The organism is Rhodococcus sp. NPDC127593 (genome assembly GCF_042671975.1).
Classification (GTDB): domain Bacteria; phylum Actinomycetota; class Actinomycetes; order Mycobacteriales; family Mycobacteriaceae; genus Rhodococcus_F.
In genome coordinates this window covers 243,541-267,894 of sequence record NZ_JBHXWI010000003.1, presented here as the reverse complement: position 1 = coordinate 267,894, position 24,354 = coordinate 243,541, and the positions used below count along the sequence as shown (strand labels likewise).

Below are 24,354 nucleotides of genomic sequence, written 5' to 3'. Positions count from 1 at the left end.
GGCAGACTTCATGTCAGCCTCCTCGCTGCTAGACCCAGTGGGGAGGCACCCTCGTGCGGTGCCGGGACGCGGCAGCCGGTTCGCTCACTGTTCGGAGCTCGGTGGCGCTCAGCCCTGTCGACGGTCGGCGCGGCCCGGGCGACCGCCGGGTCCTGCAGAACTCATGCCGGACATCGATCGTGTCAAGCGAGCAGGGCAGTGACCCGGCGGCACCTCGGGTGCATCGGCAGTCCATCTGAAACCACCGACACAAGGATGGTGCACCAGTGAGCGCACCCACCCGCGTCGCGCCTGCAGGTGCCGCGAAGCCATCGGTGAAATCGGACGGGGGGACGTCCCTGATCGAGAAGGTGCTGCAGGTCCGTTCGCTCGGCATCCTCGCCGCGCTGATCGTGCTGGTCGTGATCACCACGATGCAGAACAGCAATTTCCTGTCCTCTCAGAGTATTCGCGACATCCTGCTGGCGGCATCGATCGTCGGAGTTCTGGTGGTCGGGCAGACCGTCGTCATGATCACCAAGAACATCGACCTCTCGGTCGGTTCGGTTCTCGGCTTGTCGGCGTTCGCCGCGGGCAGTGTCATGCAGGGGCCCGACGGCGTGCCGATCGTGTTCGGCATCCTCGCCGGAATCGTGGTCGGCGCGATCTGCGGACTCGCCAACGCGCTGCTGGTGCGGTTCGGCGGAGTTCCCGCCCTGGTCGTCACGCTCGGCACGATGTACATCTTCCGGGGCATCGCCTACCTGTGGGCAGGCGGCGAGCAGATCACCGCCGACGAGATGCCGTCGAACTTCCTGAAGCTGGGCACCGCAACACTTCTCGGTGTCCCCGTGCTCGTCGTCGTCGCGGTGGTGGCGGTGATCCTCGCCGGGGTGTATCTCCGTCGGTACCGCAGTGGCCGCGACCTCTACGCCATCGGGTCGAACGGCCACGCCGCCGAACTCGCGGGCATCGCCGTCGGCAAGCGCATCCTGCTCGCCTTCGTCTTCTCCGGGGCCATGGCCGGAATCGCCGGGGTCATGTTCGCGGCGCGTTTCGGCACAGTCGACGCCGCCGCCGGATCCGGCTACGAACTCAACGTGATCGCGGCCGCCGTCGTGGGCGGTGTGGCCGTGGTCGGCGGCGTCGGCACCGTCTGGGGCGCCGCGCTCGGCGCGCTGCTCCTGACCACCATCAACAGTTCGCTGCCCGTTCTCCAGATCAACCAGTTCTGGCAGCAGGCCATCGTCGGTGCGCTGATTCTCGTCGCCATCGCAGCCGATCGGCTGCTCGCGGTGCGTGCCGCACAGCAACTTCGGAAGAGGAGCGCCCATGTCGACTGACACCATCGAGCCGGCGACGACCGCACAGCCGGACACCGCAGGTCGGACGTCGACGGTCGGCCGGGTCCGCGAGTTGCTCGCCGGCTGGGACTCGGCGATCATCGCCATCACGGTCGTCGTGCTGGTGGTCGCGTCGGTCACCAACCCCGACTTCGGGAGCAGCCGGAACTTCGCGTTCCTCGTCCTCGATCTGGCGCCGATCTTCCTGATCGCACTGCCGATGACGTTCATCATCATCGCCGGCGAGATCGACCTGTCGGTGGCGAGCGTCCTGGGGCTGAGCGGCGCCGCGATGGGCTGGATGTGGAACAACGGCTTCGCCATCGAGATGATCATCCCTATCTGCATCCTGCTCGGCTGCGTCCTCGGTGCCCTCAACGGTTTCCTGGTCGCGAAGCTGGGACTGCCGTCCCTGGCCGTCACGATCGGCACCCTTGCCCTCTTCCGTGGGCTCGCGTTCGTCCTCCTCGGTGACCAGGCGGTATCCAACTTCCCCCGCGCGTACACGTCGTGGGTGACGGGAACGGTCGGCGGCACGTCCATCCCCAATCTCGCCATTCCGCTGGTCGTGGTGGCTCTGGTGTTCGCGGTGATCCTCCAGGCCACCCCGCTCGGCCGCGACATCTACGCCACGGGCGCCAGCGACACGGCCGCACGCTTCGCCGGGATCGACGGGGCGCGGCTGAAGTTCTGGCTCTACGTGGTGTGCGGCGCGGTCGCCGCCCTCGCCGGAGTGCTGTGGAGTCTGCGGTACTCGAGCGCCCGGGCCGACAACGGATCCGGTCTCGAACTCGCCGTGGTCGCCGCGGTGCTCCTCGGCGGTGTGTCGATCTTCGGCGGCAAGGGCCGGTTGGCCGGCGTGCTCGCCGCGGTGGTGCTGCTCGCCACACTGCAGAATGCGCTGCGCCTCGAGGACATCTCGAACGAGGCGCTCACCATCGTCACCGGCGTTCTCCTGATCGTGGCGGTTCTGCTGCCGAACCTGCTGAAGACCGTGCGGGCGTCCGCGCAGCGTCGAAAGCTGCAGAACCCCTCCTGAATTCCCCTGCTCTTTCTCACTTCAGCGTTCGCAGTGACGCGAACACGAGGAAAGGATCCACCATGACCCGATTCCGCCGGACCTTCGTTCCCCTGGCGGGGATCGTCGCAGTCTCGATCGGACTGACGGCCTGCGGCGGCACCACCCAGGATTCGGCGTCGAACTCGGGCGGTGGCGACCGCGCCACCGGTACCGCGAACCCCGACGCGCCGATCCAGGACGGTCTGCAGGTCGCGTTCCTCCCCAAGCAGCTCAACAACCCGTACTCGGACATCGAGGTCGGGGGCGGCAAGACCGCAGTGGAGGAGTTCGGCGGCGAGTACAAGCTCGTCGGCCCCAACGATGCGAGCGCGTCCTCGCAGGTGTCCTACATCAACACGCTGATCCAGCAGGGCCAGAACGTGATCAACATCGCCGCGAACGATCCGAACGCCGTGTGCCCGTCGCTGAACCAGGCCCGCGACGCCGGCATCAAGGTCGTGACGTTCGATTCGGACGCGGCCGAGGACTGCCGCGACCTGTTCATCAACCAGGCCACCACGCAGGGTGTCGGTGAGACGCTCGCGAAGATGACGAGCGAGCAGATCGGCGGCACCGGCAAGATCGCGGTGCTGTCCGCCACCCCCAACGCCACCAACCAGAACGCCTGGATCGAGGTGCTGAAGGCCGAGCTCGCGAGCAAGCCGGAGTACCAGAACATCCAGCTGGTGGCCACGGTGTACGGCAACGACGACGACCAGAAGTCGTTCCAGGAAACGCAAGGCCTCCTGCAGACCTACCCCGACCTGAAGGCGATCGTATCGCCCACGACGGTCGGCATCGCGGCGGCGGCGCGCTACATCTCGTCGTCGAGCTACAAGAGCAACATCGTGCTCACCGGCCTCGGCACCCCGAACCAGATGCGGGAGTACGTCAAGAACGGCACCGTCAAGGAATTCGCCCTCTGGGACCCGACCAACATCGGCTACCTCTCCGCCTACGCCGGTGCCGCACTGGCATCCGGTCAGATCACCGGCGCCGAGGGACAGAAGTTCACGGCGGGCAAGCTCGGCGAGTACACGATCGGCGCCGGCGGCGAGGTCGTGCTCGGCCCGCCCACCGTGTTCGACGCGAACACCATCGACCAGTACAACTTCTGAACCGTCCGATGACCAAGTACTGCTTCACCCTGCAACTCCGGCCGGACCGGATCGACGAGTACGTTCGCCGGCACGCCCAGGTCTGGCCGGAGATGCTCGAGGCACTGAAAGCCAGCGGGTGGCACAACTATTCGCTGCACATCCGGCCGGACGGGCTGATCGTCGGCTACGTCGAGTCGGCCGATCTCGAACAGGCGCAGGCGGCCATGGCGCGCACCGACGTCAACCGGCGGTGGCAACACGACATGGCGCCGTTCTTCGAACTCGACGGTGTGGCCCCCGACGAGGGATTCACGCTCCTCACCGAGATCTTCGACCTGGACGCCCAGCTACACACCCATCTCGACCACACGATCTCCACCGAAGGATGATTCACCATGACGGCAACTGACACTCGGCGCACGGCCGGCGACATCTCCGCCCTCGCCGACTTCGGAATCGAAGTGCCCAGTTGGGCATACGGGAATTCCGGCACCCGGTTCAAGGTGTTCGCCACGGCCGGCGTCCCGCGGGATCCGTACGAGAAGATCGAGGACGCCGCACAGGTGCACCGTGTGACCGGGGCGGCGCCGAGGGTGTCGCTGCACATCCCGTGGGACCGCGTCGACGACTTCGGCAAGCTCGCCGCGTTCGCCGCCGATCAGGGGGTGTCGCTGGGGGCGATCAACTCCAACGTGTTCCAGGACGACGACTACAAGCTGGGGTCGCTGACCAACGCCGACCCGAAGATCCGCGCGAAGGCCGTCGCCCACCACGTCGAGTGCATCGACGTCATGCGGGCCACGGGCTCGAAGGATCTGAAGCTGTGGCTGCCCGACGGCACCAACTACGCCGGCCAGGATTCGATCCGCGCCCGGCAGGATCGGCTCGCCGATTCGCTGCAGAAGATCTACGCCGAACTCGACGACGATCACCGCCTGCTGATCGAGTACAAGTTCTTCGAGCCGTACTTCTACACCACCGACATCCCCGACTGGGGAACGTCGCTGCTGCACTGCCTGGCGCTGGGCGAGAAGGCGCAGGTCGTCCTGGACACCGGCCATCACGCGCCGGGCACGAACATCGAATTCATCGTCGCCCAGCTGATCCGGCAGGGACGGCTCGGCGCCTTCGATTTCAACTCCCGCTTCTACGCCGACGACGACCTGATCGTCGGATCCGCGGACCCGTTCCAGCTGTTCCGGATCATGCACGAGATCGTCCGGGCGGGCGCGCATCGCCCGGACTCCGGGGTGAACTTCATGCTCGACCAGTGCCACAACATCGAGCCGAAGATCCCCGGCCAGATCCGGTCGATCATGAACGTCCAGGAAGCCACGGCCAAGGCACTGCTCGTCGACGGGGACGCACTCGAGGCGGCCCAGCAGTCGGGTGACGTGCTCGGTGCCCACGCGGTGCTGATGGACGGATACAACACCGACGTCCGGCCGCTGCTGGCGGAACTGCGTGAATCGCAGGGCAGGGAAGCCGACCCGATCGGCGCGTTCGCCCGCTCCGGATACCTGGAGCGGATCGAGCACGAGCGGGTCGGCGGAAACCAGGCGAGCTGGGGCGCGTGATGACCGATACGACGACGGACGCCGTGCCCGCCCGCCTCGAACGCGTGCGTCCCCGGAAGACCCGGCTGGGGCTGGTATCGGGTGGGCTCGGCGCCTACTGGCCGCAGTTCCCAAGCCTCCGGGGTGTCCTGCAGGAGTCCGCCCGGTACGTGACGGGCCGATTCGAGGAGCAGGACTGTCAGGTCGTCGATGCCGGGTTCGTCTCGGACCCGCAGGAGTCCGCCGTCGCGGCCGAGACGCTGAGGCAGGCCGACTGCGACCTGGTGGTGATCTTCCTGACCACCTACCTGACGTCGTCGATGGTGCTGCCGATCGCGCAGCGGACCAACGTACCGGTGCTGCTGATCGATCTGCAGCCGACCGAGGCGATGGATCACGCGAACACCGACACGGGGACGTGGCTGGCCTACTGCGGGCAGTGCCCGCTGCCGGAGGTCGCGAACGTGTTCCGGCGCAGTGGCATCGACTTCCGGTCGGTGTCCGGGTACCTGCACGACGAGAACGCCTGGCGGCGCATCGACGCCTGGGTGAGTGCCGCCTCGGCACGGGCCGCCCTGCGGCACGGCCGGCTCGGGCTCATGGGTCACCTGTACCCGGGGATGCTCGACATCTCGACCGACATGACCCTGTTGTCGTCCCAGTTCGGCGCGCACGTGGAGGTGCTCGAATTCGACGACCTCCGGGTACGGGTCGATGCGGTCTCCGATCGCGAGACGGCCGACCGTGTCGCGCTCGCGAAAGAGGTTTTCGCGCTTGATGATTCGGTGAACGCGGACGATCTGGCCTGGGGAGCCAGGGTCTCCGTCGGACTCGACCGCATCGTCGCGGACTTCGCTCTCGACGCCATGGCGTACTACCACCGCGGGCTCGACGGTGAACTGCACGAACAGCTCGGCGCCGGAATGATTCTCGGAGCGTCCCTGCTCACCGCCCGCGGTATTCCGCTGGCCGGGGAGTACGACATCCGCACCGCGGTCGCGATGCTGGTCTCGGACCGGATGGGCGCCGGTGGATCGTTCACGGAATTGCAGGCACTGAACTTCCGCGACGGCGTCGTCGAAATGGGTCACGACGGACCGGCCCATCTGCAGATCTCGTCCGCCGAACCGCTGCTCCGCGGTCTCGGTGTCTATCACGGCAAGCGGGGGTACGGCGTCAGCGTCGAGTTCGACGTGACACACGGGCCCGTCACGACCTTCGCGGTCGGGCAGAACCGCGACGGCTCGTACTCGTTCATCGCGTCCGAGGGTGAAGTGGTCCCCGGACCGCTCCTGGCGATCGGCAACACCACGTCCCGGGTCGACTTCGGCCGGGACCCGGGGGAGTGGACGGACGAGTGGAGCGCCACCGGGACGGGTCACCACTGGGCGTTGTGCGTCGGGCACCGTGCCGGCGCGATCAAGGCCGCAGCAGAGTTGCTCGGCATCGAATTCATCCGGGTCTGAAGTCAAGAATCTCGAGGGAGAAACAAGAAGTGAACGCCACGAGCACCATTGCCGAACTGATCGCACGGTCCAACAGACTGGGTGCCGACGCTCGGAACACCAACTACGCCGGCGGCAATACCTCCGCCAAGGGCACCGACGTCGACCCCGTGACCGGCGCCGAGGTGGAACTCGTCTGGGTGAAGGGTTCCGGCGGAGACCTCGGCACGCTGAAGCCCGCCGGTCTCGCCGCGCTGCGTCTCGACCGGGTCCGCGCCCTGACCGACGTCTACCCGGGCCTCGACGCCGAGGACGACATGGTCGCCGCATTCGACTACTGCCTGCACGGCAAGGGCGGTGCCGCGCCGTCGATCGACACCGCCATGCACGGTCTGGTGAACGCGCCGCACGTCGACCACCTGCACCCCGATTCCGGCATCGCGCTCGCGACCGCCGCGGACGGTGAGGAGCTGACCCGCAAGTGCTTCGGCGACCGTGTGGTGTGGGTGCCGTGGCGCCGCCCCGGTTTCCAGCTGGGCCTCGACATCTCGGCCATCGCGGAGGCGAACCCGCAGGCGATCGGCTGCATCCTGGGTGGTCACGGCATCACCGCGTGGGGGTCGACGAGCGAGGAATGCGAGCAGCGTTCGCTCGAGATCATTCGCACGGCCGAGCAGTTCATCGCCGACAACGGCCGCGAGCAGCCGTTCGGTCCCGCGATCGCGGGCTACGGGGCACTGCCTGCCGAGGAGCGTCGCCGCCGCGCCGCCGCACTGTTCCCGCTGTTGCGTGGACTGGCCTCCACCGATCGCCCGCAGGTGGGGCACTTCACCGACAGCGAGGAGGTGCTGAACTTCCTGGCGGCGCAGGAGCATCCGCGTCTCGCCGCGCTGGGCACGTCGTGCCCGGATCATTTCCTCCGCACCAAGGTCCGGCCGATGGTCCTCGACCTGCCGCCGGCCGCGTCGCTCGAGGACGTCACCGCGCGACTGCGTGAACTGCACGCCGCCTACCGCGAGGACTATGCCCGGTACTACGACGAGTACGCGGAGCAGGGCAGCCCGGCGATGCGCGGTGCCGACCCGGCAATCGTCCTGGTCCCCGGCGTCGGGATGTTCTCGTTCGGCGCGAACAAGCAGACCGCGCGGGTGGCGGGCGAGTTCTACGTCAACGCGATCAACGTGATGCGCGGCGCCGAGGCCATCTCCACGTACCAACCGATCGACGAGCGGGAGAAGTTCCGCATCGAGTACTGGGCCCTCGAGGAGGCGAAGCTGGCGCGCCTGCCGAAGCCGGCGCCGCTCGCCACCCGCATCGCCCTGGTCACCGGTTCGGCGTCGGGAATCGGCAAGGCGATCGCGCAGCGCCTCGCCGCGGAGGGTGCGTGCGTCGTCATCGCCGACCTCGACCAGGCGAAGGCGGCCGAGGCTGCTGCCGAGATCGGCGGCAGCGACGTCGCCGTGGGGGTCGCAGCGGACGTGACCAGCGCCGACCAGGTCGCCGCGGCGTTCGAGGCCGCGGTCCTGGCGTTCGGCGGAGTCGATCTCGTCGTCAACAATGCGGGGCTGTCGATCTCCAAGCCGCTGCTCGAGACCACCGAGAAGGATTGGGACCTGCAGCACGACGTGATGGCGAAGGGCTCGTTCCTGGTGTCGCGGGAGGCGGCGCGGGTGATGACCGCCCAGGCGATGGGCGGCGACATCGTCTACATCTCGTCGAAGAACTCGGTGTTCGCCGGGCCCAACAACATCGCGTACTCGGCGACGAAGGCCGACCAGGCGCACCAGGTGCGTCTGCTCGCGGCGGAGCTGGGCGAGTACGGCATCCGCGTCAACGGCATCAACCCGGACGGTGTGGTGCGGGGTTCGGGCATCTTCGCCGGCGGCTGGGGCGCCAAGCGGGCCGCCGTGTACGGCGTCGAGGAGGAGAAGCTGGGCGAGTACTACGCGCAGCGCACCCTGCTCAAGCGGGAGGTGCTGCCCGAGCACGTCGCCAACGCGGTGTTCGCGCTCACCGGCGGCGACCTCACGCACACGACCGGACTGCACATCCCGGTGGATGCCGGTGTCGCTGCGGCGTTCCTGCGCTGATGGACGCGTTCGCCGCGATCGACCTGGGTGCCTCCAGCGGGCGGGTGATGCTGGGCGGCGTCGCCGACGGCGTGATCACCCTCGACGAGGTTGCGCGTTTCCCCAACCGCCCGGTCCGGCTGGGTGGATCGCTGCACTGGGATCTGGCCGGCCTCTATCGGGGTGTGCTGGACGGGCTGCGGGCCGCGGCAACGGAGGCCGAGGCCCGCGGTGACGTCCTCGTGTCGATCGGAATCGACACGTGGGCGGTGGATTACGGGCTGCTCGGCGGTGACGGCTCCCTCCTCGGGATGCCGTACCACTACCGCGACCAGCGGACGTGGGGCGTCGCGGCCGGGGTGCGATCGTCGATACCGGATCGGGAGTTGTTCGAGCGCAACGGCATCGCGCAACTGCCGTTCAACACGGTGTACCAATTGCTGGCCGAGCGGGAGAGCGGCGCGCAGCGGCTCGACGTCGCGGAGCAGTTGCTGATGATCCCCGACCTTCTGGCGTACTGGCTCAGCGGGGTTCGCGCAGGCGAGGTGACCAACGCGTCCACCACCGGTCTGCTCGATCCGGTGAGCCGCGACTGGGACCGTGCGCTGGTCGCGCGGCTCGGTCTCGACGACCGTGTGCTGCCCCCGGTGGTGGAACCCGGTTCAGTGATCGGGGCCGTTCGGCCCGACGTCGCCGACGAGATCGGGACCACGGACCGTCCCCCGACGGTGGTGGCCGTCGGCAGCCACGACACGGCGTCGGCCGTCGTCGCGGTACCCGCGGCGAGCACGCGGTTCGCGTACATCGCGTCGGGGACGTGGTCGCTGGTGGGGGCGGAACTGTCCGTCCCCGTGCGCACCGAGGACGTGCGGGCGGCCGGGTTCACCAACGAGGCCGGCGTCGACGGCACCACCCGGTTGCTGCGGAACGTGATGGGCATGTGGCTGGTGCAGGAGTCGATGCGGCAGTGGCAGGCGGACGGGCTGGAGGTGTCACTGCAGGAACTGCTGGAGGACGCCGCCGCGCTGACCGACCTCGGCTCCGTCGTCGACCCGGACCTGCCGGTTTTCCTGCCGCCGGGCGACATGCCCGCCCGCATCGCCGCCGAATGTGCGCGGACGGGTCAGCGCGTCCCGGAGGGCCCGGCCGAAGTGATCCGGTGTGTGCTGGACAGTCTCGCGGACGCGTACCGGCGGTCGGTGCAGTCGGTCGTCGAGCTCACCGGCACGCCGATCGATGTGGTGCACATCGTCGGCGGCGGATCCCAGAACGCCCTGCTGTGCCAGCTGACGGCGGACGCCACCGGGCTGCCCGTCGTCGCCGGACCCGTCGAGGGTTCCGCCCTCGGCAACGTCCTGGTGCAGGCGCGGGCGGCCGGTGTGCTGTCCGGGGGGCTCGCCGAACTACGTGCGGTCGTGTCGAATTCGTTCACCCTGCGCGAGTTCGCGCCGTCGGCGGCGCGGTTGTCCCGGGCCTGACGCCTGTCTCTGCCCTAGTGCCGGTCCCGGAACTGCGGTTCGCGCTTGTCCTTCCGCGCGGCGGTGGCCTCCTCGAAGTTGTCGGTCAGCAGCCGCACCAGCAGCTGTCCGAGGCCCTCCTGGTGGATGTGGGCTTCGAGTGAGGCGGCGTCGAGCCCGGACCACAGCGTGCGCTTCGTCAGTTCCAGACCCGGCCGGGAGAACCGCGACATGCGCTCGGCGAGGTCGAAGCATTCGTCCAGGAGGTCCTCGCCGGGCACGCACCGCGACACGAGTCCGATCCGCTCGGCCTCGTCGGCGTGCACGTCCCGACCGGACAGCATGATCTCGAACGCGCGGGACGAACCGATCGCCCGCGGCAGCAGGTAACTCAGGCCCAGCTCACTCGCGGTCAGGCCGTTGTTGATGCCGGCCGCCCGGAAGTAGGCGTCGTCCGCCGCGATCCGGATGTCGGAGGCGAGCGCCAGGCACAGGCCGCCTCCGATGGCCGCGCCGTTGACGGCGCTGATCACCGGCTGATGCATCCGGCGGAGCGAGAGCACCACGTTGTCGAGCATCTCCATGGCCCGCAGGGCGACGGTCGGCGGGGTGAGGCCGTCGACGTGGGGGAGCGTGCCCGAGGACCTCTGGTCGGCGCCGGAGCAGAAGCCGCGGCCCGCGCCGGTGATCACCACTGCGCGCACCGAGTTGTCGTTGCTGATCTCCTCCAGCGCGTCGCGGAACGGGATCATCACGTCGAACGCCATCGCATTCATGCGTTCCGGGCGGTTGAGCGTCACCAGGGCGATGCCCGGCCGGGGATGGTCGACGACGACGAAGTTCACGCCCTCGATACTAGAACACGTTTCAATTCTCTGGATCGATTTGTGGTCGCGGACGTCCGGGGGCGACCGTGCGCGCGAGGATGCCGAGCGTCGCGCGCAGGGCGTTCTCGGAAATCACCGGGAAGATCCCGGACTCGCGCCAGACCGGGTCGATGGACGACCAGTCGTAGAACGACGTCACCATTGTTCCCTCGTCGATCGGATCGAGCCGGTAGCCGTACACGTGCCCGATCTGCGGCCGGATCTGCCCGAGGACCTTCCAGGAGATCTCCCGGTCGGGCACGAATGTCTCGATCGTCACCGTCACGTCGTAGAGACCGAGGTCGAAGTCGTTCAACGCGTCGCGGTCCATGTGCACGACGAACGTGTCGCCCGCCGCCGTGACGCGGTCCCCTTCCGCGGACATCAGCATCCCGGAACTATCGATCGCCACATGTCCCTCGGGATCGCAGAGTAGACCGAAGATCGTCGCCGGGTCCGCGGCGACAGCCCGCCGGACCTCCAGCCGCTCGCTGATGTCAGTTGTCATGTCCGCATCCTGCCACCCCCATGTGAGTGGCATCGAGTGCTCGGGCACGCAAAAACACTCACATGGGGAAGGTGGGCAGCACTCCGGCGTCCATGGCCTGTTTCAGAGACGGTGCGGCCGAATCCTTCTCGGACAGCTGGAACGTCAGCGGGCTGCCGTCCCGGCCCACCGTGGGCCAGTCGATTCCCAGTTCGGGGTCGAGCGGATGAAGGTCGTGGTCGAGGGCCGGGGTGTACTCGATCGAGCACAGGTACATCACGGTCGACGCGTCCTCGAGCGACAGGATCGCGTGGCCGACACCGGCCGGAAGGTACACGGCGCGGCGGTCGACGTCGTCGATGAGCACCGAATCCCACTGCCCGAACATCGGCGACCCGACCCGCAGGTCGACGATGACGTCGAGGAACGCACCCTTGACGCAGGTGACGTATTTCGCCTGTCCGGGCGGGTTGTCGGTGAAGTGGATGCCGCGCAGGACCCCGGCGGCGGACACCGAGCAGTTGGCCTGCGCGAGTTCGAGGGTGTGCCCGACGGCGGCCTCGAACTCCGAGCCCTTGAACCATTCGAGGAACACGCCGCGGTCGTCGCCGAACTGCCGCGGGGTGATCTCCCAGGCGCCCGGAACCTTCAGTTCCCGATACTCCACTGTCACCAGTCCTTGCCGCGCTCGAGGAGTTCGAGAAGATAGTCGCCGTACCCCGACTTGCCGAGAGTTTCGGCGCGGGCACATAATTCGGCGTCGGTGATGAACCCGCGGCGCCACGCGACTTCTTCCGGGACGCCGATCTTCAGTCCCTGCCGGTGTTCGAGCGTGCGCACGAAGTTCGACGCCTCGAGCAGCGAATCGACGGTGCCGGTGTCGAGCCACGCGGTTCCGCGGGGAAGCACCTCGACCTGCAGCCGTCCGGACTGCAGGTAGGCCTGGTTGACGTCGGTGATCTCGTACTCGCCGCGGTCCGACGGCTTCAGGTCGCGCGCGATCGAGACGACGTCGTTGTCGTAGAAGTAGAGCCCGGGGATCGAGAAGTTCGACTTCGGGGTGGCGGGCTTCTCCTCGATCGAAATAGCTCGGCCCGTGTCGTCGAATTCGACCACACCGTAGGAACTGGGATCGGATACCCAATAGGCGAACACGGCGCCGCCGTCGATGTTCTCGAAGCGGTTCAGCCGGGAACCGAGGCCGGGGCCGTAGAAGATGTTGTCGCCGAGCACGAGCGACACGGACTCGTTGCCGACGTGGTCGGCGCCGAGCACGAACGCCTGCGCCAGGCCGTTCGGTTCCTCCTGCACCTTGTACGTGAGGTTCACCCCGAACTGGGAGCCGTCGCCGAGGAGCCGGCGGAACTGCTCGGCGTCGTGCGGGGTGGTGATGACGAGGATGTCCCGGATGTTGGCCAGCATCAGGGTGGAGAGCGGGTAGTAGATCATCGGCTTGTCGTAGACCGGGACCAGTTGCTTGCTCACTCCGAGAGTGATCGGGTGCAACCGGGACCCGGTGCCGCCTGCCAGGATGATTCCGCGCATGTGCGCAGTGTTCCAGTGTTCGCGTCGGATAGAAACTCGGGCGCCCCACTAGGGTGGGTGCACATGAGGCTTCTCGTGACAGGCGGCGCCGGGTTCATCGGTGCGAACTTCGTGCACCAGACGGTCGCCGAGCGGCCGGACGTGCAGGTGACGGTGCTCGACGCGCTGACGTACGCCGGCAACCGGCGGTCGCTCGACCCGGTGGCCGACCGCATCGAGTTCGTGCACGGCGATGTGGCGGATTTCGCGCTGGTGGACCGTCTGGTCGCGGACTCGGACGCGGTGATCCACTTCGCCGCGGAATCGCACAACGACAATTCGCTGGCCGATCCGACGCCGTTCGTGCAGACGAACGTGATGGGCACGTTCTCGCTGCTGCAGGCCGTCCGCGCCCACGACGTCCGGTATCACCACATCTCCACCGACGAGGTGTACGGCGACCTCGAACTGGACGACCCCGAGCGCTTCACCGAGTCGACCCCCTACAACCCGTCGAGCCCGTACTCGGCCACCAAGGCGTCCAGCGATCTGCTGGTGCGGGCCTGGGCGCGGTCGTTCGGGGTGCGGGCCACCCTGTCGAACTGTTCCAACAACTACGGTCCGTACCAGCACGTCGAGAAGTTCATTCCGCGCCAGATCACCAACCTGATCGACGGGGTGCGCCCCCGGTTGTACGGCAGCGGGAAGAACGTGCGCGACTGGATCCACGTCGACGACCACAACGCGGCCGTCTGGACGATCCTGGACAAGGGGAGTCTCGGTCAGACGTATCTGATCGGTGCGGACGGCGAGGTCGACAACCGGACCGTCGTCGGAACGCTGCTCGAGCTGTTCGGCCGCGATGCCGGCGACCTCGACTTCGTCACCGACCGCCCGGGCCACGACCTGCGCTACGCGATCGACTCGACCCGGCTGCGCACCGAACTGGGTTGGACGCCGCAGTACAAGGATTTCCGCAGCGGGCTCGAGGCCACGGTGCGGTGGTACCGCGACAACGAGTCGTGGTGGCGGGCGCAGAAGGAATCCGCGGAGAAGGCGTATGCGGCCACGGAATCCGTCATCGGCTGACGGTTCCGCGGAACGCCCACGCTCTCGCCGTCAGTGCGATGCGGCCCGCGTCGTCGCGCCGCAAGCGGGTATCGAGCAGGTCGCGAAGCTCGTCTCGGCGCCCGGCGGGGAGGGACGAGCAGTATCCGGGCGCGGGCCCTTGACCGCCCAGAAATGGGCGCCAGAAATCGTCGAAGCCGGCGAACACGGTGGGAATGTCGAGCGGGTGCACTTCCACCCCGGCCAGACCCGCGGTGGCCAGTGCGTCGCGGAGAGGCTGCGGCCGGCAGAGCGGGAAGCGGACGCCCTCGTCGAGGTTCGCGGCCGCCTCGTCGAGTTCGCGTGCGGCGTCCCAGAATGCGCGAATCATCTGCATCCCGTCGGCGTAGTCCCACACGTACCCGGCTATCGTCCCGCCGGCTCGCGTGACTCGGCGCATCTCGGCGAGCCCCTCGATCGGGTGGGGAACGAAGTTGAGGACCAGCCCGGACACCACCCGGTCGAACTCGCCGTCCCCGGCGGGGATGGATTCGGCGGTGCCCGACCGGACGTCGAAACGGGGATCGTCCGTGCGTGCCCGAGCCGACGCCGCGAAGGGCTGTGACGGCTCGACTCCGACCACCCCGACCGGATCCGCTGTGCGGAGAACGGTGTGGGCGAGGGCGCCGGTCCCGCAACCCACGTCGCACCATGCGCCGCCGGGGCCGGCGGCCAGCCACCGCAGGAACGCTGGAGCGACCAGCCTGCTCCAGCGGCCGATATAGAGCTCGTACGCGGGATCGATCTCCCAGGCATCCGTCATCGCGGTCTCCTCACGACGGCTGCGGTACCCGGGAATCCTCGTGAACGAGGGCGTTGCGCAGCGAACGAGAACCGGCGATCGAGGCGACGAAGCCGGCGAGCACCTCGCACAGCGTGAACACCAGGCGTGACGCGAGAGCCAGCCCGAGCGCGACCCCGCTGTCCATGAACGGGGACAGGGCCGCGACGACGACGGCCTCGCGGACCCCGATGCCGGACGGCGCGACCACCACCAGCACGCCGGCGCACATGCCGAGGGCGATCGCGCCGATGCACTGCACCAGGGTGCCCGCCTCGAATCCCGCCGAGCTCGACGCGAGGAACCAGAGATGCACGCCGTAGAGGACCCAGCTGACGGCGCACCAGCCGAGGGCCCGCCCGATCTTGTGCATGGTCAGCTGCCGCTGCAGCGGGGCGCGCCGCAGGATCCGCAGGGCCAGGTTCACCAGCCGGGTGAGGACCGGGGGATAGCAGCATACGAGGGCGATCGGGACGAGAACGATCACCGCGACCGCCGCGACGGTGCTGATGTGGAACAGGGCGGGCAGCGCCAGCAGCCCGACGACCAGCGCCGACGTGATGCTCAGCCCGACGGTGACGAGGACGGCGACGAATCCGTTGGCCCGCGACACCCCGGCCCGGCGCACGAGCTCGGTCTGGAGGACGAACGCCCACACGCTGCCCGGCAGATACTTGCCGAGCTGGCCGACCAGGTAGCAGCGGGCGGCGTCGAACGCGGGAATCGGGTGTTCGAGGGCGCCGAGCGCGTGCTGCCACGCGCGCACCGCCGCGCCCATGCCGAGGAAGACGAACACCGCGGAGACGACGAGTGCCCACCAGTCCAGCTGGGTGATCGTGTCCCTGACCTCGGCCCACTGCGATTTCACGGCGAACACGATGGCGACGACTATCGCGAGGGTGACGAGGATCCGCAGCGCGTTCGTCAGCACGGCGCGACCGCCGCGGTCCGGGACGATCTCGGGATCGGCGTCCACGAGAACCACCCCCTCACCGGCAGTGCGCTGCGGCGGTGCAGCGTTCGTTTCCGACGATAGCAATCGGAGGGCGCCGGATCAGGAAACGAGCGGTTTCACCGCCAACTCCCGCCACCAGGCGAACGCGTCGGCGAGCGAATGCGGGAGTTCCACGTCGTCATCGAGGCGCCCCTTGGCGTACAACTTCGCCACGGCCGCGATGTCTCGGTCGGCGATCCCGGCGCGGCTCATGCCCACCCGGTTGGTGCCGCGCAGGGCGGCGGGGTTGCCGAACACCGTGGCGAACGGCGGAATGTCCTTGGCGACGACCGATCCCATTCCGACCATTGCGCGCGCACCGATCACCCGCCGCTGATGCACCACCGCGCTCATGCCGAGATTGACCCCGTCGGCGAGGGTCACGTGACCGCCGAGGGTGCTGGACGGCGAGAGGACGCAGTCGTCGCCGATCCGGACGTCGTGCTCGACGGACGTGTGGTTCATGACGAATCCGCCGCGGCCGATGGTCGTCGGCCGCTCGGCGCCCTGCTGGACGGCGCTCATCTCCCGGATCACGGTGCCCGCGCCGATCACGACACCCTGATGCGGGCTGACCTCCGTCCACGTGCGGGGATGCGTCTTCCCGATCCACTCCGGGGGCGCCCCGAGCGTCGCGTGGGCGCCGATCCAGCAGTCGTCGCCGATGTCGAGAGGTCCGGTGAGGACGGCATACGGTCCGATGCTCACACGGTCCCCGACAGTGACGCCGTCGCCTATCACGACGGTCGGGTGGATCTCGCAGTTTTCACCGATGGTCATGAAAGTTTCGGATTCCTTCCAGGAGCCGTGCAGACCGTGGGAACCTTCAAGAGGGTGCAATCTGTGAAGACGGTGTGAACGCACGTCAATCTATCGGAGGAACCGTGATCGCGATCTCGAGTATCTCTTTCGGAGAGGACGTCGAGCGCGAGGTTCTCGACACCCTGCGATCCGGGATGGTCGCGCAGGGACCGAAGGTCGCGAGGTTCGAGGAGGGGTTCGCCGAACTCGTCGGCACCCGGCACGCCGTGGCCGTGAACAGTGGCACCACCGCGCTGATCGCGGCACTGCGGGTGCTGGATCTCCAGCCGGGCGACGAGGTGCTCACCACCCCGTTCACGTTCGTGGCCACGCTCAACGCGATTCTCGATTCCGGCGCGACGGCCCGGTTCGCGGACATCGGGGAGGCCGATTTCGCGCTCGACCCCGACGTCGTGGCGCAGTGCGTGAACGACCGCACCCGGGTGCTGATGCCGGTGCATCTGTACGGGCAGACCGCGGACATGGGTGCGCTGATGCCGCTGGCCGAGACCCGGGGCCTCGCTGTGGTCGAGGACGCCGCGCAGGCGCACGGTGCCACGTTCGACGGCAAGGGTGCGGGCAGCTTCGGACTCGGCTGCTTCTCGTTCTATGCCACCAAGAATCTCACCACCGCCGAGGGCGGCATGGTCACGACGGACGACGACGCGGTGGCCGACCGGTTGCGCGTGCTGCGGAATCAGGGCATGCGACGCCGCTACGAGTACGAGATGGCGGGCCAGAACTTCCGGATGACGGATCTGCAGGCCAGTCTCGGTTTGCCGCAGCTGGGTTCCTATCTGCAACAGGTGGAGTCGCGCCGGCGCAATGCGGAGGCACTGCGGACCGGTCTGAAAGACGTCGAAGGTCTCGTTCTGCCGTCGGAACTCGCGGGCCGTGGGCACGTGTGGCACCAGTTCACCGTGATCCTCGCGCCCGATGCACCGATCGACCGCGACACCCTCGCGCAGCGCCTGGGCGATCGGGAAGTCGGCAGCGGGGTCTACTACCCGAGAACCGTCTACGACTACGACTGCTACCGCGAGCATCCCCGGGTGATCGCCTCGCCGACGCCGGTCGCGACGTCCGTGGCCCGCCGGTGCCTCAGCATTCCCGTCCACGCCGCGCTCTCCACCGACGACGTCGACCGGATCGTCGCCGCGGTGCGCGAGGCGATGGAGGCGTGATGACGTCCACGCGACCGCGGATCGCCCTCATCGGATCCGGCAGGATGGGTTCGCTGCACGCCCGCGTTCTCGCACAGTCCTCGCTGTGTGACCTCGCCCTGCTCGTGGAACCGCGAGAGGAACACGGGCGGGAGGTGGCCGCACGGTTCGGTGCCACGTGGGCTGCGGATTTCGACGACCTGGACGGCATCGACGCCGCCGTCGTCGCGGCGGCGACACCCACCCACTACGAATTGGCGGGCCGCGTCCTCGACCTCGGCAAGCCCGTGCTCGTCGAAAAGCCGCTCGCCGCAACGTACGAGGAGAGCACCGATCTGGTGAAACGCGCCGCCGCGACGGGTGTCCCGCTGATGTGCGGCCTGCTCGAGCGGTTCAACCCGGCGGTCCGGACGGCCCGCGAATTCGCCGGTGACGTGTGGCAGGTCAACGGAATCCGGCACTCGCCGTTCGTCTCCCGCATCCCCACCGGCGTCGCGACCGACCTGCTGATCCACGACGTCGACCTCGCGATCGGTTTCGTCGGATCACCGCCCGTCGGTGTGAAGGCCGAGTTCGGGTACTTCCACGACAGTTCGCGGCGCAACGAGGCCGAGGACTGCGCGGAGGCGGTGCTGCGTTTCGAATCCGGTGCGGTGGCCACCATCTCGGCCAGCCGGGTGAGTCAGCGGAAGGTCCGGCAGTTGTCGCTGCTGGAGCCGGACCGCCTGATCGAGATCGATCTCCTGCGCCGCGACATCACCATCTACCGGCACATCGACGACGACCTGCCCGCCGACCGCGACGGCTACAAGCAGCAGACGGTGATCGAGATCCCCACCCTCCGCTACAGCGACGAACCCCTCGCCGCCCAGCTAGCGCATTACGTCGGGCTGATCGGCGGCGAGGGGGATGCCGACGCGGAACGTGACTCGATCCTGCCCGCGCATCGCGTGGTCCACGAGGCGACCGTGTCGGCTACCGGCTGAGCGCTCCGGCCACCGCCAGCCGGGTGTCTTCCGCGATGAGGTCGGCGTTGAGAGCTGCCGCGGCGCTCAGACCGGCCCCGGCCGCGACGATCACCTGCGCCTTCGGGTCTGCGACGTTGCCGGCCACCCATACCCCCGGAACCGCGGTGGCGCCGGTCGCGTCGGCGGCGACGGCGGTGCCGATCACGTGCCCACCCATCTCCATCTCGGTGGTGTCCAGGCCGAGGCTGGTGAGGAAGTCGGCGCGCGCCCTGAACAGGGGAGGGACCACCACGGCGGTGAGGGGGAAGACCTGACCCGTGCGCAGCCGGACACCGGTCAGCCGGTCGCCCTGCACCTCGAGTCCGGCGACACGTCCGTCGATCATGGCGATACCGCGTGCCGCGAGCTGCTCGTACTCCTCGCCGGTGGGTTCGTTCGCGTCGTTCAGGAACAGTGTCACGTTCTCGGTCCACTGCCGCCACATCAGCGCCTGGTGCACCGCCAGCGGACTGCCGGCCAGGACGCCGACCGGCTGGTCTCGGACCTCCCAGCCGTGGCAGTAGGGGCAGTGCAGGACGTCCCGTCCCCATCGCTCGGCCACCCCGGGGATGTCGGGGAGCACGTCGACGAGGCCGGTGGTCACGAGCAGTCTCCGCGCCCGCACGGTCGCGCCGTCGGCGAGCGTCACCCGGAACTGGCCGTCCCCGACGTTGTCGGCGGACGTGACGGTGCCGGTCACGATCTCGCCGCCGTACCCGGCGACCTCTTCGCGTCCGATGGCCAGTAGTTCACCGGGAGGGGTGCCCTCTCGGCCGAGATAGTTGTGAATGTGCCCGGCCGGTGCGTTGCGCGGGGAGCCGGCGTCGATCACGAGCACCGATCGGCGTGCCCGCGACAGGGCCACAGCCCCGCCGAGTCCGGCTGCGCCGCCGCCGACGACCACTACGTCGTAACTGTCTTCCATCGCGTTCTCCTTCGTTCGTCGACCTCGTGACGTCCACTGTCCGGGGAGCCCGCGAAACTGGCAAGCAAGTTTGCCGCTGTGGCAACATGGTGTGTGTGAACGACGACGTACCCGATCTGGACGGGGTCCTCGATGCCGTGGGACCGCGGCTGAAGGCTCTCCGCCAGCAGCGCGGCGCGACCCTCGCCCAGCTGTCCGAGTCCACCGGGATCTCGGTGAGCACCCTGTCGCGGCTCGAGTCCGGCCAGCGGAAACCCACCCTCGAGCTGATGCTGCTCCTGGCGCGGGCCCACCAGCTGCCCCTGGACGAACTCGTCGACGCACCCGCCACCGGCGACCCCCGCGTCCATCTGCGGCCCCTCGAGCGCAACGGCTCGACGATCATCCCGCTGACCCGCAGGCCCGGCGGGATCCAGGCGTTCAAGCACGTGATCCCGCCGGGTGACCCGAGCGGCATCCCGAACCTGCAGGTCCACGAGGGCTACGAATGGCTGTACGTCCTGTCCGGCCGGCTGCGACTGCTGCTCGGCGAACACGACGTGATCCTGACGCCGGGGGAGGTCGCGGAGTTCGACACCCACGTCCCGCACTGGTTCGGCAACCCCGGACCGCAGCCGGCGGAAATCCTCAGCCTGTTCGGTCCCCAGGGCGAGCGGGCGCACGTCCGCACGGTCCCGCGGGGAACGGCAGCCGAGCGCGACCGTCGGTAGAATTCGTCCGGACCGGTGACGAGCGCTCCCTCCGAGGCGCAGGACGTGATGGGGAGGCCCCGTGCGACGCTGGATTCTCGGTGTTCCCGTAGCGGTCGTGATTCCGCTCCTCGCCGGCTGTTCCACGACTGTGGCACCGCCCGTGGCACAGCCGCAGCCACAATCGCCGCCCGCGGGCGCAACTCTCGTGGGCCTGGGGGATTCCATCCCGGCCGGTGACGGATGCCCCGGTTGCACGCCGTTCGTGGAACTGTTCGGCGATCAGCTGTCCGACGACGACGCGCTGCCCGTGCAGGTGGCCGACCTGGGTGTCGGGGGCTGGACCAGTACCGATCTGCTCGATTCCCTCGAGCCAGGCCAATACGACGCCGACGCCGTCCGTGACGCCGACCTCGTCACCGTCACGATTGGCGCCAACGACTTCTACACCGAACTCGACGACTACCTGGGCGGCGACTGCGGTGGCGATGACGGGCTCGGCTGCTTCGAACCCGTCCTGCCGCAGCTGCAGACCACGCTGACGTCCGTGCTCGACCGCATCGCCGAACTGCGGGCCGGTCAGCCGACCGCGGTCCTGGTCACCGGGTACTGGGACGTCTTCCCGGACGGCGACGTGGCCCGCGAGTTGTACGGCCCGCAGTTCCTCCGGGACAGTGCCGTGCTGACGTTGCGCGCAAACGACGTCATCTCGGAGGTCGCGGGTGCGGAGGGCGCCACCTACGTCGACCTGTTCAGCACGTTCAAGGGGACGTGGGGCGACGGAGATCCCACCGGGCTGCTGGCCGACGACGGCGACCACCCGAACCAGATCGGCCACCAGCTGATCGCCGACGCGTTGTCGTCCGCGGCGGTCGCGCAATCCGGCTCCACCGAGGCGTCCGCGTTCACGTCGTCCGGGTGGTCGCCGCGCTGAGCTTCCGCCGGCGTACCACCGGATCGACGACGGACAGGATCAGCACCACGACCGTCGCTCCGCCGAATGCCGCGACGGACAGGTTCTGCCGCGGCGGCCGGAACGTCACGACCAGTTCGTGGTCACCCGGCGGCACCGACACCTCGAGCAGACCGTGCCAGCCCGCGGTCGCGTCCACCGGCTCGCCGTCGACGGTGGCCGAGTAGCCGGGCCACGCGAGGCGCGCGAACGAGACGGTGCCGCCGCTGCCTGCCACCCGCACGGTCTCCGTCGCCGCGCTCGAGTCGGACGAGAGCACCCGGACGCCGTCGGACGCGAACGACACACGCCCGGGCAAGGGCAGCGGCCGGTCACGCTGCAACACCGTCCGCGAGTCGCTGCGTTCGGTGACGTGCCAGCCGGGTGGGGGCGGTGCCGTCTCCACCTCGGGCACGAGCCCGTGCTCCACCACGAGCGTCGACACCCGCAGGTAATCGATCAGCGGGATCGGGATGTCCGCGTTCACCGGCCGCCAGAGCGCCCCGTACACCCCGGGGCAGACGGCGCCGCGGTAGTCCATGCACAGGGCTTCCTGGAACTCGGTGAACCCGATGCCGGTGTAGGCGTTGATGCTGCCCTCGGCGGACGACGCCATGATCTCGTTGCCGAACAGGATCCGGCCTGCGGTGACGTCCTCGTGGGACGTGTCGTCCAGGTCGGCGAGTTGCAGAACGGTGCCCTGGTAGCGGTCCGTCTGCTCGGACAGCACCGACGTACTCGCCGGGTCGACGCGAGTGCCGCGCTCGACGTCGCGGGTGAGGGACCACACCTGCGCGGCGGTCACCACCACGGTGCCCAGGACCAGGGCGGCGACGTGAGCATTCGGGCCCCGAGCGCGCCAGGCGGTGTACGCGAGCACGCACAGGGCCGCGACGAGCAGCGCGAACAGCGTGTGTCGCAGCGTCAGGGCGGGGGAGGACGAGAACGCCAGGTAGAAGCCCAGCACGATCAGCAGGGCCGACGCCGTCGCCCGCTGACGCACCCGGCCGCGGGCAATGCCCAGCGACAGCGCGAGCGACAGGCCGATCACCACGCACAGGTACAGGTACTCGACCAGCCGGATCGGCCACCGGAACATCCCGACGTTCGACGGTCCGAACGTGAAGAGGAAGTAGACGACCGCGATGACGCCCAGACTGATCAGCGGTCGCCCGTGCGCGCGACGGAACTGCGAGGACGCGAACAGCGCGCGGATCCGGCCCCACGGCAGCCACGGCAGCAGCGGCAGCACGAACCACGCGAGGTACAGCGACGGGATCACCTCGACGGGACCCCCGAACGTCATGATCACGGGGAGATACGACGGGCTGCTCATTCCCGCGGGGCCGCCGATCTGCGGCTGCAGGAACGTGTCGTTGAAGATGCCGGTGCTGCCGGCGCGGGTGGTGACGTCGACGCTGAGAAACAGTGGCAGGTACGTCACCAGCGCGGCGGTGCCCGCGCACGCGCCGGTGATCACCAGCACGACCAACCGGAAGAACTGCCGCTGTGCGAGCAGGCCTATCCCGATGCCGAGGAGAACGACCACCGCGCCCAGCGCGGCGTACGGGTTGCCCATGCTCACCGTCAGTGCGCCGATCACGAAGGTGACCACAGGGTTCGTGCGCCCGCGGGAGAGGCGGAGCGACGACCACCAGAACAGCGTCACCCACGCGACGGCCATCATCCCGGACGGCCAGCCCGCCGCCTCGTAGAACAGGGTGAAACCGCTGAAGGGAATCGTCAGTCCGGCGAGGATCGCGGAACCGCGACGGGCGCCGTATTCGCGGCACAGCAGATACGTGGCGAGGGCGAACAGCGCCAGGAACTCGGCCATGATCACGAACGCCGCGACGGACAGGTTCTCGAATTTCGCGGCCAGGAGGTAGTTGGCCAGGTTGACCGGGTTGTAGAGACCGTAGGCGGCCTCACCCGCATAGTTTCCGCCGATCCAGGCATCGGGATTGACGGTGAGCCACCGCCCGGCCAGGAGTTCCGTGCCGATCCGGTGCCAGGACGGCACGAACGACTCCAGCATGTCGCCGCCGTAGTAGAAGCGGTCGTACACGATCCGCGGAATCGTCGCGATGGCCGCGGCAGCCACCGCGACCGCCAGTGCCACCATCCACTCGGGCATGCGGTGTATCGATCGGGTGAACGTCGAAGACACGGACGCGGAGGGTGCCACGGACTCCGAGCCTACGAGTTAGGCTGCGCCCGTGCGCCTTTTCGGTTGTTCCCACGACCAAAAAGGCGCACGTGCGCCGAAGGCGCTGTCGGTCGTCGTCCCCGCTTACAATTCGGCCGCGGTCATCGAGCAGACCGTCCGCCGGGTGGCCGAACGACTGGCCGGCCACGACGTCGAGATCATCGTCGTGGAGAACGGATCCACCGACGACACCGTGGACATCTGCACCCGCCTCGCCGCCGACTGGACGCCCGGACCTGTGTCGCTCACCGTCCTGCGGAGCGAGAAGGGCATGGGCAATGCGTTGCGGACGGGAGCGGAGGCGAGTCGCGGCGCGCACGTGCTGCTGACCGCCGACGACCTGCCGTTCGGGTTCGACGACCTCGACGGCGCCGAGACGTTCGCCGCCGGCCACGACGGCCGGCTGCCCGAAGTCGTGATCGGTTCCAAGGCCCACCCCGACTCGCAGGTGCGGCGCGGCGCCCTTCGGGGCACCCTGACGTGGGGTTTCGCCGCGCTGCGGCGCGTGGTTCTCGGGATGCGCACCGGCGACCCGCAGGGCACCGTTTTGATGGACGGCGACCTGATGCGGGGACTGGTTCCCGACCTCGTCGAGCCCGGGTTCCTGTTCACCACCGAACTCGTCTACCTCGCGGAGCGGGCAGGCATCGTGCCGGTCGAGGTCCCGGTGCGTCTGAGCGACGATCACGACAGCCACGAAACCCGCATATCCAGGGCCGATGTGCTCGCCATGGGGGTGGGACTGTTCCGGCTGCGGGCCCGCCACCGGGACGGAGGTCGTCTCGCACGGTCGGGGAGCGCGTCGTGAGGTTGATACCCTGCGAACCGAGAAGAGGATCG

At 68.6% G+C, this 24,354-nt stretch carries 23 protein-coding genes and 1 pseudogene; 15 read left to right on the top strand and 9 right to left on the bottom strand.

What is annotated here, in order from left to right:
• Positions 1-87: 87 nt before the first annotated feature.
• The 9 genes and pseudogenes from ACFVJ3_RS04250 to ACFVJ3_RS04210 form a co-directional block, all read left to right on the top strand.
• Positions 88-270 (top strand): annotated as a pseudogene (locus ACFVJ3_RS04250) (hypothetical protein); the annotation flags it as partial.
• On the top strand, positions 267-1,322 hold the full coding sequence (locus ACFVJ3_RS04245) for an ABC transporter permease (RefSeq protein ID WP_378450863.1): 1,056 nt from the start codon (positions 267-269) through the stop codon (positions 1,320-1,322). The pseudogene ACFVJ3_RS04250 and the gene ACFVJ3_RS04245, both read left to right, overlap by 4 nt.
• Positions 1,312-2,361 (top strand): ABC transporter permease, encoded by a 1,050-nt coding sequence (locus tag ACFVJ3_RS04240; protein WP_378450862.1) that lies wholly within the window; start codon positions 1,312-1,314, stop codon positions 2,359-2,361. The genes ACFVJ3_RS04245 and ACFVJ3_RS04240 overlap by 11 nt, the downstream gene beginning before the upstream one ends.
• Positions 2,362-2,423: 62 nt before the next feature.
• Entirely contained in the window at positions 2,424-3,500 is a 1,077-nt protein-coding gene (rhaS, locus tag ACFVJ3_RS04235; RefSeq protein ID WP_378450861.1) for a rhamnose ABC transporter substrate-binding protein, read from the top strand.
• An 8-nt stretch (positions 3,501-3,508) separates the two neighbouring features.
• The gene (locus ACFVJ3_RS04230) at positions 3,509-3,871 is read left to right on the top strand and encodes an L-rhamnose mutarotase (RefSeq protein WP_378450860.1); all 363 of its coding nucleotides are present in this window, start codon (positions 3,509-3,511) and stop codon (positions 3,869-3,871) included.
• Positions 3,872-3,877: 6 nt separating this feature from the next.
• Positions 3,878-5,059: an L-rhamnose isomerase gene (gene rhaI, locus ACFVJ3_RS04225; RefSeq protein ID WP_378450859.1), complete on the top strand. Its 1,182-nt coding sequence runs from the start codon at positions 3,878-3,880 to the stop codon at positions 5,057-5,059.
• Complete coding sequence (locus tag ACFVJ3_RS04220) at positions 5,059-6,504, top strand: arabinose isomerase (RefSeq protein ID WP_378450858.1); 1,446 nt, start codon at positions 5,059-5,061, stop codon at positions 6,502-6,504. The genes rhaI and ACFVJ3_RS04220 overlap by 1 nt, the downstream gene beginning before the upstream one ends.
• 29 nt (positions 6,505-6,533) lie before the next feature.
• Positions 6,534-8,573, top strand: coding sequence for a bifunctional aldolase/short-chain dehydrogenase (locus ACFVJ3_RS04215; protein ID WP_378450857.1), 2,040 nt, complete (start codon positions 6,534-6,536; stop codon positions 8,571-8,573).
• Positions 8,573-10,030: a rhamnulokinase family protein gene (locus ACFVJ3_RS04210; RefSeq protein ID WP_378450856.1), complete on the top strand. Its 1,458-nt coding sequence runs from the start codon at positions 8,573-8,575 to the stop codon at positions 10,028-10,030. The genes ACFVJ3_RS04215 and ACFVJ3_RS04210 overlap by 1 nt, the downstream gene beginning before the upstream one ends.
• 14 nt (positions 10,031-10,044) lie before the next feature.
• Here ACFVJ3_RS04210 and ACFVJ3_RS04205 read toward each other — a convergent pair whose 3' ends face one another.
• From ACFVJ3_RS04205 to rfbA, 4 genes are read right to left on the bottom strand one after another with little or no spacing between them, the layout of a single operon-like run.
• Positions 10,045-10,854, bottom strand: coding sequence for an enoyl-CoA hydratase (locus ACFVJ3_RS04205; RefSeq protein ID WP_378450855.1), 810 nt, complete (start codon positions 10,852-10,854; stop codon positions 10,045-10,047).
• Between the two features lie 22 nt (positions 10,855-10,876).
• Positions 10,877-11,383, bottom strand: a complete 507-nt coding sequence (locus tag ACFVJ3_RS04200) for a polyketide cyclase (RefSeq protein ID WP_378450854.1) — start codon at positions 11,381-11,383, stop codon at positions 10,877-10,879.
• 58 nt (positions 11,384-11,441) lie between these two features.
• Entirely contained in the window at positions 11,442-12,029 is a 588-nt protein-coding gene (locus tag ACFVJ3_RS04195) for a dTDP-4-dehydrorhamnose 3,5-epimerase family protein (protein WP_378450877.1), read from the bottom strand.
• 2 nt (positions 12,030-12,031) lie between these two features.
• On the bottom strand, positions 12,032-12,907 hold the full coding sequence (rfbA, locus tag ACFVJ3_RS04190) for a glucose-1-phosphate thymidylyltransferase RfbA (RefSeq protein WP_378450853.1): 876 nt from the start codon (positions 12,905-12,907) through the stop codon (positions 12,032-12,034).
• A 63-nt stretch (positions 12,908-12,970) separates the two neighbouring features.
• Between rfbA and rfbB the strand changes: the two genes are divergently transcribed.
• A complete protein-coding gene (gene rfbB / locus ACFVJ3_RS04185; protein WP_378450852.1) occupies positions 12,971-13,975 on the top strand; it encodes a dTDP-glucose 4,6-dehydratase in 1,005 nt (334 codons plus the stop codon).
• Here rfbB and ACFVJ3_RS04180 read toward each other — a convergent pair.
• The 3 genes from ACFVJ3_RS04180 to ACFVJ3_RS04170 form a co-directional block, all read right to left on the bottom strand.
• The gene (locus ACFVJ3_RS04180; RefSeq protein WP_378450851.1) at positions 13,965-14,756 is read right to left on the bottom strand and encodes a class I SAM-dependent methyltransferase; all 792 of its coding nucleotides are present in this window, start codon (positions 14,754-14,756) and stop codon (positions 13,965-13,967) included. The two genes, rfbB and ACFVJ3_RS04180, sit on opposite strands and share 11 nt — an antisense overlap.
• 10 nt (positions 14,757-14,766) lie before the next feature.
• Positions 14,767-15,759, bottom strand: a complete 993-nt coding sequence (locus ACFVJ3_RS04175) for a YbhN family protein (RefSeq protein WP_378450850.1) — start codon at positions 15,757-15,759, stop codon at positions 14,767-14,769.
• A 69-nt stretch (positions 15,760-15,828) separates the two neighbouring features.
• Complete coding sequence (locus tag ACFVJ3_RS04170; protein ID WP_378450849.1) at positions 15,829-16,548, bottom strand: DapH/DapD/GlmU-related protein; 720 nt, start codon at positions 16,546-16,548, stop codon at positions 15,829-15,831.
• Positions 16,549-16,652: 104 nt separating this feature from the next.
• Between ACFVJ3_RS04170 and ACFVJ3_RS04165 the strand changes: the two genes are divergently transcribed.
• Together ACFVJ3_RS04165 and ACFVJ3_RS04160 are read left to right on the top strand one after the other, a co-directional pair.
• The gene (locus tag ACFVJ3_RS04165) at positions 16,653-17,753 is read left to right on the top strand and encodes a DegT/DnrJ/EryC1/StrS family aminotransferase (RefSeq protein WP_378450848.1); all 1,101 of its coding nucleotides are present in this window, start codon (positions 16,653-16,655) and stop codon (positions 17,751-17,753) included.
• Positions 17,753-18,718 (top strand): Gfo/Idh/MocA family protein, encoded by a 966-nt coding sequence (locus ACFVJ3_RS04160; RefSeq protein ID WP_378450847.1) that lies wholly within the window; start codon positions 17,753-17,755, stop codon positions 18,716-18,718. Before ACFVJ3_RS04165 ends, ACFVJ3_RS04160 begins: the two co-directional genes overlap by 1 nt.
• Here the strand turns inward: ACFVJ3_RS04160 and ACFVJ3_RS04155 are convergent.
• Positions 18,708-19,664 carry an NAD(P)/FAD-dependent oxidoreductase gene (locus ACFVJ3_RS04155; RefSeq protein WP_378450846.1) on the bottom strand — a complete coding sequence of 319 codons (957 nt, stop codon included), beginning with the start codon at positions 19,662-19,664 and terminating at the stop codon, positions 18,708-18,710. The two genes, ACFVJ3_RS04160 and ACFVJ3_RS04155, sit on opposite strands and share 11 nt — an antisense overlap.
• Positions 19,665-19,750: 86 nt before the next feature.
• Between ACFVJ3_RS04155 and ACFVJ3_RS04150 the strand changes: the two genes are divergently transcribed.
• Both ACFVJ3_RS04150 and ACFVJ3_RS04145 read left to right on the top strand, forming a co-directional pair.
• The gene (locus ACFVJ3_RS04150) at positions 19,751-20,374 is read left to right on the top strand and encodes a helix-turn-helix domain-containing protein (protein WP_378450845.1); all 624 of its coding nucleotides are present in this window, start codon (positions 19,751-19,753) and stop codon (positions 20,372-20,374) included.
• A 61-nt stretch (positions 20,375-20,435) separates the two neighbouring features.
• Positions 20,436-21,287 (top strand): SGNH/GDSL hydrolase family protein, encoded by an 852-nt coding sequence (locus ACFVJ3_RS04145; RefSeq protein ID WP_378450844.1) that lies wholly within the window; start codon positions 20,436-20,438, stop codon positions 21,285-21,287.
• Here ACFVJ3_RS04145 and ACFVJ3_RS04140 read toward each other — a convergent pair.
• A complete protein-coding gene (locus tag ACFVJ3_RS04140) occupies positions 21,259-23,442 on the bottom strand; it encodes a hypothetical protein (RefSeq protein WP_378450876.1) in 2,184 nt (727 codons plus the stop codon). The two genes, ACFVJ3_RS04145 and ACFVJ3_RS04140, sit on opposite strands and share 29 nt — an antisense overlap.
• Before the next feature lie 82 nt (positions 23,443-23,524).
• Here ACFVJ3_RS04140 and ACFVJ3_RS04135 point away from each other — a divergent pair, with 82 nt between their 5' ends.
• On the top strand, positions 23,525-24,322 hold the full coding sequence (locus ACFVJ3_RS04135; RefSeq protein ID WP_378450843.1) for a glycosyltransferase: 798 nt from the start codon (positions 23,525-23,527) through the stop codon (positions 24,320-24,322).
• The last annotated feature ends 32 nt before the right edge of the window (positions 24,323-24,354 follow it).